The 11,379-nt window shown below is 67.4% G+C and carries 8 protein-coding genes; 3 read left to right on the top strand and 5 right to left on the bottom strand.

The features are described from left to right. Positions 1-47 precede the first annotated feature (47 nt). From ACFDS3_RS09490 to ACFDS3_RS09480, 3 genes are all read right to left on the bottom strand, one after another. On the bottom strand, positions 48-737 hold the full coding sequence (locus ACFDS3_RS09490) for an HAD hydrolase-like protein (protein WP_375262113.1): 690 nt from the start codon (positions 735-737) through the stop codon (positions 48-50). A 14-nt stretch (positions 738-751) separates the two neighbouring features. Then, entirely contained in the window at positions 752-3,136 is a 2,385-nt protein-coding gene (locus ACFDS3_RS09485) for a glycogen/starch/alpha-glucan phosphorylase (protein WP_375262112.1), read from the bottom strand. Between the two features lie 187 nt (positions 3,137-3,323). Continuing rightward, the gene (locus tag ACFDS3_RS09480) at positions 3,324-3,992 is read right to left on the bottom strand and encodes an alpha/beta hydrolase (protein WP_375262111.1); all 669 of its coding nucleotides are present in this window, start codon (positions 3,990-3,992) and stop codon (positions 3,324-3,326) included. 220 nt (positions 3,993-4,212) lie between these two features. Here ACFDS3_RS09480 and ACFDS3_RS09475 point away from each other — a divergent pair, with 220 nt between their 5' ends. Both ACFDS3_RS09475 and ACFDS3_RS09470 read left to right on the top strand, forming a co-directional pair. Continuing rightward, a complete protein-coding gene (locus ACFDS3_RS09475) occupies positions 4,213-5,400 on the top strand; it encodes an efflux RND transporter periplasmic adaptor subunit (RefSeq protein WP_375262110.1) in 1,188 nt (395 codons plus the stop codon). Then, complete coding sequence (locus ACFDS3_RS09470) at positions 5,397-8,546, top strand: efflux RND transporter permease subunit (RefSeq protein ID WP_375262109.1); 3,150 nt, start codon at positions 5,397-5,399, stop codon at positions 8,544-8,546. Before ACFDS3_RS09475 ends, ACFDS3_RS09470 begins: the two co-directional genes overlap by 4 nt. 5 nt (positions 8,547-8,551) lie before the next feature. On the opposite strand, the gene ACFDS3_RS09465 is transcribed toward ACFDS3_RS09470, so the two are convergent. Next, entirely contained in the window at positions 8,552-9,181 is a 630-nt protein-coding gene (locus ACFDS3_RS09465) for a DNA-3-methyladenine glycosylase family protein (protein WP_375262108.1), read from the bottom strand. Further along, positions 9,181-9,927 (bottom strand): precorrin-6A/cobalt-precorrin-6A reductase, encoded by a 747-nt coding sequence (locus ACFDS3_RS09460; RefSeq protein WP_375262107.1) that lies wholly within the window; start codon positions 9,925-9,927, stop codon positions 9,181-9,183. The genes ACFDS3_RS09465 and ACFDS3_RS09460 overlap by 1 nt, the downstream gene beginning before the upstream one ends. Positions 9,928-10,039: 112 nt before the next feature. Between ACFDS3_RS09460 and ACFDS3_RS09455 the strand changes: the two genes are divergently transcribed. Further along, a complete protein-coding gene (locus ACFDS3_RS09455) occupies positions 10,040-11,242 on the top strand; it encodes an MFS transporter (protein WP_375262106.1) in 1,203 nt (400 codons plus the stop codon). The last annotated feature ends 137 nt before the right edge of the window (positions 11,243-11,379 follow it).

Raw genomic sequence — 11,379 nt, 5'->3', positions numbered from 1 at the left:
GGTTTGACGGATTTCCGCGCATCGGCGGCAGAGTCGGGTCGTCCCGGCTATGCACCCAGCACGGCGGCAACACACGAGGTCAGGTCCGCGGGCGCGGCACAAATCCGCGTCGCGCCACCTTGTGTCAGCTCATTTGCGTCGCCATAGCCCCACAATGCACCGATGCAGCGCACGCCGTTTTCCACCGCGGCCTCGGCATCGGTGCTGCGGTCGCCGATCATGACGGTGCGAGAGGGGTCGAGCGCTTCTTGTGCCAAAATGTGCGCGATCAGGTCGCCCTTATCGTCGAAGCGCCCGTCCAGTTCTGCACCGTAGACCCCACCAAGATACGGGGCGAAGCCGAACCATGCCACCACTTGCCGTGCGAAGGGCAGCGCCTTCGATGTGCACAGCAGCAGCCGGTATGCGGTCGCCAACCGGTCCAGCTCCGCATGAATTCCGTCATAGGGGCGGGCGTCGAAAATGCCGGCGCGGGCATATTCCGCGCGATAAAGCGCCACGGCATCTTCGACCCGTTCCGGTCCACCAAGCAGCGTCGCAAAGCTTTGCCGAAGCGGCGGCCCGATGACCCAGTGCAGGTCACCGGCAGGCCGAGCGGGCTGTCCCAGCGCTACAAGCGCCGCCCTGACCGCCGCAATGGTGCCACGTGCGGGATCGACGAGCGTCCCGTCGAGGTCCAGAAGCAGCGTCGGCCCCCGAAGATTACCGGCCGGCCCTGGAGCACCGCTCGCAAGCACTGGTCAATCTCATCCTACTCGATCGTCAACGTCTTGGCGCCCCAGATGTCGGCCATGTAGCCCCGGATCGTGCGGTCCGAGCTGAACCACCCCGAGCGCGCGGTGTTCAGGATCGCCATGCGCGTCCATGCCGTCCGGTCACCATACGCAGCCTCGAGCTCTCGGCTCGCGCGCCAGTAGTCGCTGAAGTCCGAGCAGACGCAGAAATAGTCGGCGCCGGTCAGATTCTCGATGATCGACGGGAAGCGCTCGCCGAAGACGCCGGCCTCGATCGCGTCGAGTGCCCGCTTGAGCCGCGGATCGGCCGCGATCGCCTGCCTCGCGTGATCCGCCATCTCGCGGCGGGCGACGACTTCGGGCGCAGTCATACCGAAGAGGAAGAAGTTGTCCGCCCCCACCAGGTCTCGGATCTCGACATTGGCTCCGTCGAGTGTGCCGATGGTCAGCGCGCCGTTGAGGGCAAACTTCATGTTGCCCGTGCCGGAGGCCTCCTTGCCCGCGGTCGAGATCTGCTGACTGACCTCGGCAGCCGGAATCAGCCGCTCGGCAAGGCTGACATTGTAGTTCGGCGGATAGGCGACCTTCAGCAGGTGCGACGTGTCCGGATCGGCGTTGATGACATCCGCCACCGCATTGATGAGGTGGATGATCTCCTTGGCGAAGACATAACCCGGAGCCGCCTTCCCGCCGAAGATCTTGACCTGCGGCACCCAGTTGCCCTGCGGCGCATCCTTCATCTCCTGCCACAGCGCGATGGTTTGCAGGATATTCAGGTGCTGGCGCTTGTATTCGTGAATGCGCTTGATCTGCACGTCGAACATCGCGTCGGGATCGACCGAAAGGCCACGCTCGCCTAGATACGTGGCCAGGTCGGCCTTGTTCGCCCGCTTGGCGGCATCATAGGCGTCGCGGAAGCTGGCATCATCGGCCAGCGGCTCGATCTCTTGCAGGCGCTCGAGGTCGTTGACCCAGCCATCGCCGATGGCATCGGTCACGAGGCGGGACAGGCGCGGGTTCGCGGCCAGAACCCAGCGGCGCGGCGTGATGCCGTTCGTCTCGTTGACGATGCGGTTCGGGTGAAGACGGTTCAACTCGGCGAAGACCGTCTCCTTCATCAGGTCGGTATGCAGCGCCGAAACGCCGTTCACCTTGTGCGCCATGAAGAAGGCGATCGGACCCATCTGGACGTCTCCGCCGCCGATCATCTCGACCTGGCGATCCGGATGAGCGTCCTTGTGCATCGCGTCGATCATCTCGATGATCTGCATGTGCCGCGGCAGGAGGTCTGTCATCAGCGTGACCGACCACCGCTCCAGCGCCTCGGGAAGAAGTGTGTGGTTGGTGTAGCCAAGGCAGCCCTGCGCCACCTTGACAGCCTCGTCGAACGCCATGCCCTTCTCGTCCACCAGCAGGCGCACCAGTTCGGGGCCGGCGATGGCGGGGTGGGTGTCGTTCAGCTGGATCGCCACCTTCTCGGGCAGGAGGCCAAGGTCGTCATACTCGCTTTCGAACCGGCGCAGGATGTCGCGCAGGCTCGCCGCGGTGAAGAAGAACTCCTGCTTCAGCCGCAGGCGCTTGCCGCTTTCCGTCGTGTCGTCGGGATAGAGGACCCGGCTGATCGTGCGGGCAAGGTTCTCGGGCTCGGCGGCGCCGTAATAGTCACCTGCGTTGAAACGGCTCAGGTCAAACACCGTCTCGGACCGAGCCGACCACAGGCGCAGCGTGTTGGCCCAGCGCCCCTGCCAGCCGACCATCGGCGTGTCGTAAGCGCGGGCGAGCACCGTCTCGGACGGTTGCCACACGGTGCGGTTGCCGAGCTGCTTCACCTGGCCACCGAAGCCGATGCGGTACTGGGCCTCGGGACGCTCGTATTCCCAGGCATGGGCTTCGCTCAGCCAGTCCTCGGGCGCCTCCATCTGGCGGCCGCCGTCGAAGCTCTGCCGGAACAGTCCGTGCTCATAGCGGATGCCGTAGCCGTAGGCGGGGCAGCCGAGGGTGGACATCGACTCGAGGAAGCACGCCGCGAGGCGACCAAGGCCGCCATTGCCCAGCGCCGCGTCGGGCTCGTCCTGCATGACCTCGCGGGCATCAAGGCCGCGCATCTCGAAGAACTCGGTCACCTCGTCCATCAGGCCCAGGTTGACGGTCGCATCTTCGAGCAGGCGGCCGATCAGGAACTCCATCGACAGGTAGTAGACCCGCTTGCCCTGCTTCTCGTAGGTGGCCCGGGTCGAGGCGAACCATGGCTCGACGATCCGGTCGCGGACCGCGAGGCTGAGCGCCATGCGCCAGTCGGTCACGGTGGCTACGTCCGAGCTTTTGCCCAGCGAGAATTTCAGGTGCTGCCGGATGGCATCGGCAAGCGTGTCGCCGGGACGGCGAATGTTGACGTCTTTCATGGCTTCTCCTCCGGCTTCTGCCGGCTAGCGTCTTCTGACGATCATTTCGCCCCGTCTAAGCAATACGTCACAAGACGCAAGGGACGGGCCGACGCAACCGGACGCCTGTGTGTGAACAGCGTGACGGCGCCTGCCGCACTCGTCGCGGGACATAACGCTGGGTGGTTGAGGAATGGTTGACGGCCGTTCAGCTCTCCAGGCCCAGTCGGTCGCGCATGAAAGCCAACGCCACCGACAGACCGTCAGGTGCGATGCCGTGCGCCGTACCTTTCGAGACATGGGCGAAGACATCGACTCCTGCGGCCTGAAGAGCCTCGGCTGCCGCGGGCAGAGAGGCGGGCGGGACGACATCATCCCGGTCGCCATGGATCAGAAGGACCGGCGGACGCACGGAAATCTCGTCCTCCAGCGCCTCGGGTCGCAACAGCCGGCCGGAAAAGCCCACGATCCCGGCTACTTCTGTCTCACGGCGCAAGCCCACGTGCAGCGCCATCATCGTGCCTTGGCTGAAGCCCACAACGACCATGCGGTCGGCAGGGAGTCTCTCTTCGGCCAGAACGGCATCGAGGTAGGCATCGAGATCGGCGACTGCCCGATCCATCGCCTCGTCGGCCGCGGCCGGGTCTGACCCGTCGAGCCACGGGATCGGAAACCACTGGAATCCCATCGGGTTGACGACCGACTGCTCCGGCGCGTCGGGCGCGTGGAAGGCGGTAACGGGCATGTGCTCGGCCAGCGGGTCGGCCAGCCCCAGAAGGTCCGCGCCGTCGGCACCGTAGCCGTGCAGGAACACCACCACCGACCGCGCCTCGCCCGGAGCGGGGCCCCTGCGCTTGCTTTCCAACGTGCGTGCCAAATCTCGTCCCCTCGGTTCGATCCCCCGCCTGCCTAAGCCTTCGCGCCGCACGTATCAACGCGCAGAGGTACAGCACCTGCGGCCTGCGGCCTGCGGCTATCTCGCGTCGATCGCGGGATAAGGCCACATCACGCAGAATTTCGGTAAGACAGCACTTGATCTGTGGCACGCCGCAGTCACATCGGGCGGGTCTCCCGCGTATACCGGAAGGAAAAGACCGATGGCCGACAGCGACCGGACCGGCACTCCCCCGTTGGAGTTCGAGACCGACCGAGGGGCCTCGCGCTCGATCTGGATCGCCGCGGTGATCCTGCTGGCCGTGATCGGCTGGATGGGCAGCGGCTTCGTCCTTCCACCCGAAGAGCCTGCGCCACCGGTCGCCACGGCCGAGCGCGAACCGCCGGCGGTACAGGTGCGCGACAGCTCGGCCGAGCCCGTGACGCTGACCTTCTCGTCCGAGGGGCAGGCCCAGCCCGACCGGGACACCGCGCTGCGGGCCGAGGCATCGGGCAACGTGGCCGAACTGTTCGTCACCAAGGGCGCGTGGGTCGAACAGGACGAGCCCATCGCGCGCCTGTCAGCCGCGCGCGCCGAGGCCGATCTCGCCCAGGCGCGCGAGCAGCTGGCCCGTGCACAACGCGAGCTCGAGAACGCCCAGTCCCTGCAGGAACGCGGCATCGCCACCGCCGACCGCGTGTCCGACGCGCGGGCAGAGGCCGCCGCGGCGCAAGCGGCGGTCACCAACGCCGAGGCCGCGCTTGAGGATCTGGAAATTCGCGCCCCATTCGCAGGCCGGCTGGAGACGCTGAGCCTCGACACGGGCGAGTTCGTCGCCTCCGGTGAAGAGGTCGGCCGCCTCGTGGACAATCGTCCCCTGACGGTCGAAATCCAGGTGCCACAGCAGGCCCTGGACCGGATCGAGCGCGGCCAGACCGCCGAAGTCCGCTTCATCACCGGCGAGACGCGCGAGGGCACCGTCACCTTCGTCGGCTCGGCCGCCCAGTCCGAAACCCGCACCTTCCTTGCCGAGATAGAGGTCGCGAACGAGGATGGCGCGATTCCTGCCGGCATTTCGGCCGAGGTGGTCATTCCCACGGGTACGGCGCAGGCGCATTTCATCCGCCCCTCGATCGTCTCGCTCGACCCCGAGGGGGCGCTCGGCGTCAAGGTCGTCGAAGACGGGAACGTGGCTTTTCATTCCGTCGAGATCGTCAAGACGGACCTCACCGGAGTTTGGGTCACGGGCCTGCCTGAAGACGCGCAGATCATCACGATCGGTCAAGGCTTCGTGCAGAACCGCGAAGAAGTCCGGGCGACCGCCGCGCCCGACGGGCTGACCGCCAGAGCGACCGATGCGCCCGCGAGCACGGACCTCGCGGATGCCTCGGACGACGAGGCCGCGCAGTGAACGGCCTGATCGAAGCCGCCTTCTCGCGTTCGCGGGTGGTGATGATCGCCCTCGCGATGATCCTTGCTGTCGGTGCGGTCGCCTACGTCTCGATCCCGAAAGAGGCGAACCCCGAGGTTCCGCTGCCCATCGTCTACGTCTCAACCACAGTCGACGGCATCTCGCCCACCGACGCCGAACGACTGTTGCTCGAACCGATGGAGACAGAGTTCGCATCGATCGAGGGCCTCGAAGAGATGCGCTCGGAAGCGGCCGAGGGCTTCGCCAGCGTACAGCTCGAGTTCACCGCGGGCGGCGATATCGACGAGGCGCTCGACAAGGTGCGCGACGCGGCGGATTCGGTCCAGGGCGACCTGCCCGCGGATGCGAGCGAACTGAACATCGTTGAGGTCAACACCGCGCTTTTTCCCATCATCACGGCGGTCCTGTCGGGGCCGGTCCCCGAACGCACCCTGAACGATCTGGCCGAGACCGTGCAGGACGAGGTCGAGTCCCTGCCTGGCGTCCTCGAGGTCGAGATCGGCGGCGCGCGCGACGAGTTCCTCGAGGTGCTGATCGACCCGACGGTCTTCCAGACCTACAACCTGACCTTCGACCAGCTCATCGCGCAGATCCAGAGCAACAACATGCTGATCGCCGCCGGCGCAATCGAGACCGGCGGCGGCCGTATCGTGCTGAAGGTGCCGGGCCTCATCCAGGACGTCGAGGACGTCATGGCCATGCCGGTCAAGGTCGCCGGCGGCACCGTCGTGACCTTCGGCGACGTGGCCACCGTGCGCCGCTCGTTCGAGGACCCGACCGGCTTCGCCCGCATCGACGGTCAGCCCGCGCTCGCGCTCGAAGTCACGAAACGGTCGGGCGCCAACATCATCGACACGATCGAGCAGACCCGCGACGCGATCGAGCGGCTGTCGCGGGACTGGCCCGACAGCGTCAACGTCACCTACCTTCAGGACCAGTCGATCGAGGTCCGCAACCTGCTTTCGGACCTCGAGTCGAACGTCATCGCCGCGATCCTGCTGGTGATGATCGTCATCGTCTTCGCGCTTGGCGTCCGGTCATCCATCCTTGTGGGGCTGTCGATCCCCGGCGCGTTTCTCGCCGGCGTCGCGGCGCTTTGGTTCATGGGGTTCACCATGAACATCGTGGTGCTCTTCTCGCTGATCCTCGTGGTGGGGATGCTGGTGGACGGCGCCATCGTCACGGTCGAACTCGCCGACCGCCGCCTCCAGGAAGGCGACTCTCCGCGCGAGGCGTATTCCTACGCCGCCAAGCGCATGGCCTGGCCCATCGTCGCCTCGACCGCGACCACCCTCTCGGTGTTCTTCCCCCTCCTGTTCTGGACCGGGCTCGTCGGCGAATTCATGAAGTACCTGCCGCTCACCGTGATCCTGACGCTCTTCGCGTCTCTCTTCATGGCGCTGATCTTCATCCCCGTGCTCGGCGGCGTGATCGGCAAGCGCCAGCCGCAGTCGGCCCGCGCCAAGGCCGCGCTCTACGGGGCCGAACAGGGCGACCCGCGCCGCATCGGCGGGTTCACCGGGGCCTATGTTCGCCTGCTCCAATGGGCGATCCTGCGCCCGGTGACGACGCTGCTCCTGGCGCTGGCGATGCTTCTGGGCGGCTTTGCGCTCTATGGGCAGTTCGGCAGCGGCGTCTCGTTCTTTCCGTCGGTCGAGCCCGAGTTCATGCAGGTCACCGTCCGTGCCCGCGACAACCTTTCGATCTACGAACGCGACGCGCTCGTGCGCACCGTCGAGAATCGCATCGCCGGTCAGGAGGGGGTGGAGAGCATCTACGCCCGTTCGAGCATCGGCGCCTCGGGCCAGCAGGACGAGGACGTGATCGGCACGATCCAGCTCGATCTGACCGACTGGGACACGCGCCCGACCGCCGAGACCATCGGCGCCGAGATTCGCGACAAGACCGCCGACATCGCCGGGATCCAGGTTCAGGTGCAGACGGAAAGCGGCGGGCCGACGCAAGGCAAGCCGGTGAACGTGCAGGTCACCGCCCCCACGCCCGCGGCCCAGACACAGGCGACCGTGCAGGTTCGCGCGATCATGGAAAAGGTCGGCGGCTTTACAGACGTGACCGATACGCGTCCCCTGCCCGGCGTCGAGGTTGCCATCAACGTCGACCGCGCCGAGGCGGCGCGCTTCGGCGCCGATGTCAGCCTCCTGGGGCAAGCGGTGCAGCTGCTGACGCAAGGAATCGAGGTCACCGACTACCGTCCCTCGGACGCCGATGGCGAGCTGCCGGTCCGCGTGCGCTTTCCTTCGGATGCACGCAGCCTGTCCGAACTCGGCAACCTGCGCGTCCCCACCTCGGCCGGGCTCGTCCCGATCCAGAACTTCGTCACGTTCGAGCCGACCGAGCGGGTGGGCGTCATCCGCCGCATCGACGAGCAGCGCGTCACGACCATTGAGGCCAACGTCGCACCGGGCCTTCTGGTGAACGACCAGACGGCGACCCTTCAAGCGGCCATCGACGCCGCCGAGCTACCCGAAGGGGCCGAGGTGGCCTTCGCCGGCGAGGCCGAGGACCAGGCCGAAAGCATGGCCTTCCTCGGCGCCGCCTTCGTCTCGGCGATCGTCCTGATGTTCGTCATCCTGCTGATCCAGTTCAACTCGTTCTATCAGTCCCTCGTGGTGATGAGCGCCATCGTCTTCTCGATCGCGGGCGTGCTTCTGGGGCTGGTCGTGACGGGCCGCCCGTTCGGCGTCGTCATGGGCGGCGTGGGCGTGATCGCGCTCGCCGGTATCGTGGTGAACAACAACATCGTGCTGATCGACACGTTCAACGATCTCCGCCGCGAGGGGATGGAGCCGCGTGAAGCGGCCCTGCGCACCGGCGCCCAGCGTCTGCGGCCCGTGGTGCTGACATCGGTGACGACGGCGCTCGGCCTTCTGCCCATGGTGATCGGCCTGAACATCGACTTCGTGGGGCGCGAGATCATCTACGGTGCGCCCTCCACCCAGTACTGGACCGAGCTTTCCTCGGCCATTGCCGGGGGGCTCGTGGTCGCGACGATCCTGACCCTCGTGGTCACGCCCGCGATGCTGATGCTGCGTCCCGGTGGCACGACAGAGCGTCCGCGCCGCCGCGGCTGGTTTCCGTGGAGGCGGTCGGCCAAGCCGGCCTGAGCCGGTCAATCCACCCCCTCGCGCTTTTTCGTGAGCGCATACCACGCCCAGAGCCCCCGCGCCGCCACGCCGCGCCAGGGCTGCCAAGCCTCGGCCATCTCGCGGAGCTGACGCTCCGTCGGGCGGCCGTCGAGGCCATATAGCAGCCGCGCGGCCTCCTGCAGCGCCAAATCCCCAGCCGGAAAGACATCCGCCCGGCCAAGCGAGAACAGCGCGTAGATTTCCGCCGTCCAGCGCCCGATGCCGGGCACGGCCACAAGGGTCGCCACAACCTCCTCCGACGGCGCGTGCGCCAAGGAGTCGAAGTCGATCCCCGCCTCGGCCAGTGCACGCACATAGCGGACCTTGGGCCGTGACAGGCCGCATCCCTTGAACAGTTCGTCCTCCGCCGCCCGCACCACGATCGGATCGTGCAGCCCCGCCGCCTCGACCCGCGCACCGATCGCCCGGGCCGAGGCCACGCTGACCTGCTGACTGACGATCGCCTGCACCAGTGCCGGAAAGCCGCCGGTGCGCAGCCGGTCCGGCCAGGGACCGGTCTCGGCCCGCGCCCGCGCCAAGGCCTCGTCCCGCCGGGCAAGCCATGCGGTGCCCTCCTCGATACAGGCGGGTCCGGTGATGATGCGCTCGTCCATCAGGACCTCTTCGCCAACTGCCGCACCCATTCGAGCGCGGCTTCTGTTTCGACCCGCGGGGCATCGGGGCGCGCAGGCCTTCGGATCATCGCAACCTCCATCCCCAGCCCGCGGGCCGCGTCGAGCTTCGCGCGGCTCGCCTCGCCCCCTGCGTTGCGCACGATCAGCCAGTCCAGCGCCAGCGCCCGGAATAGCCGCTCTTCGTCCCCCAGCGCGTAGGGCGGCACGCCGACCTGCCACGCCCCGTCCGCAAAGGGCGGCGGTCCCGCGGGTGCCGGTCCATTCCGCCGAACGAACACGCAGCGCCGCTCCATCGGTCCAAACCGCTCCAGCCGCTGCCGGCCGGTTACGATCAAAACCCGCGCGCCGGTGGGAGGCAGCCCCCCGGCACCGGCCTCGTCCTCGGCGGGATGCCAGCGATCCCCCTGCCCCGGACGCCACTGCGGCCGCAGAAGCTGAACGTAGGGCACGCCCGTTTCAGCGCAAATCCGCGCGCTGCGGAGAGAGATCCGTTCCGCGAATGGGTGCGTGGCGTCCAGAACCGCGGCGATGCCTTCGCGCAGAAGGAAGACGCGAAACCCCTCATCCCCGCCGAACCCGCCGATCCGCGTGCCGCAGGAGGGCGATTCCCGCGCGTCATCGGACAGAGACACGGTCACCGGAAGGTCGTGCAACTCGTGGGCCACCTGCCGCGCCTCCTGCGTTCCGCCAAGCAGCAGAAGCCGCATCCCCGCGTCACGCTGCATCAACTCCCGCCCTCTTGTCGTTCCAGTGCCCGGCCCCCTCCATGTGCCGGACAAAGCCGCGCGGTCAAGTTTTCGTGCTTGCATCGCGGCGGCGCCGGGGTACGGCTGTCGCATGACCGCCCCCGTCCATATCCAGCGGCGCAACGTCGCCCTTCTCACCGCCGCGCAGGCGATCCTCGGCGCGCAGCTTCCCGCGATCTTCGTGGTCGGCGGCCTTGCCGGCCAGACACTCGCGTCCAACCCCTGCTTCGCGACGCTGCCGATCTCGCTCATCGTGCTGGGGTCGATGCTGTCGGCGCAGCCTCTGTCGTCCCTGATGCAGAGGTACGGCCGTCGCGCGGGGTTCTGGGTGGGCGCGGCCGCAGGTGCCACGGGAGCGATCATCGGGGCGACCGGGCTCTACCTTGCCAGCTTTCCGATCTACCTTCTGGGGTCGCTTCTGTCGGGGACGTTCATGTCCTCGGTCGGGTTCTACCGGTTTGCCGCCGCCGACACCGCGTCCGAAAGCTTCCGGCCCAAGGCGATCTCCTACGTGCTCGCAGGCGGGCTCGTATCGGCGATCCTCGGGCCGCAACTGGTCAAGGCGACCTCGGACGCAATGGTGGTGCCCTTCCTCGGAACGTATCTCGGCATCGTGGGGCTGAACGCGGTGGGCGCGCTGCTGTTCTTTGGCCTGCGCATCCCGCGCCCGCCGATGCCCGCGCCCGACGCCCCCGTCGCCCGCACCCGGCGCGAGCTTTTGCGCACCCCCACCGTGGCCGTCGCGATCATATGCGCCATGGTCGCCTACGCGCTGATGAACCTGGTGATGACATCGACGCCGCTTGCCGTGGTGGGGTGCGGGTTCTCGCGGAACAGCGCGGCGGACGTGGTGACAGGGCACGTGCTAGCGATGTACGTGCCGTCGTTCTTCACCGGCCACCTGATCGCGCGCTTCGGCACCACCCGGATCATCTCGGCCGGCTTGGTCTGCCTTGCCGGAGCGGGCGTGATCGCACTTTCCGGCGTCGAACTGGCGAACTTCTTCGGCGCACTGGTCCTTCTCGGCCTCGGGTGGAACTTCGGCTTCATCGGCGCGACCACGATGCTGTCCGGCGCTCACACCCCGGAAGAGCGTGGCCGGGTCCAGGGCATGAACGACTTCGCCGTGTTCGGCTGCGTCACACTCGCGTCGCTGGCGTCCGGCGGGCTGATGAACTGCGCCGGCGGCACGGCCGAGCAGGGCTGGGCTGCCGTCAACATCGCGATGATCCCGTTCCTGACCCTCGCTGGAGCCGCCCTCATCTGGCTCCGCCGCCAGCCGCGGGCCGCCTGAGCCGCCAACGTCCCGCATCTGCACGGGGTAGCGGGAAAATGGCCTAGATGCGGAGGCTGACGACCTTAGGCTCAGGACCCAGCAATCAGGTTGAGGCTGTGCGGCCCGCATGATTCACGGCCCTCGAACAAGAGGGG

This window comes from Palleronia sp., from assembly GCF_042089775.1.
Taxonomy (GTDB): domain Bacteria; phylum Pseudomonadota; class Alphaproteobacteria; order Rhodobacterales; family Rhodobacteraceae; genus Palleronia.
The sequence above is the reverse complement of the archived record's forward strand: the minus strand, read 5'-3'. Positions and strand labels throughout refer to the sequence as shown.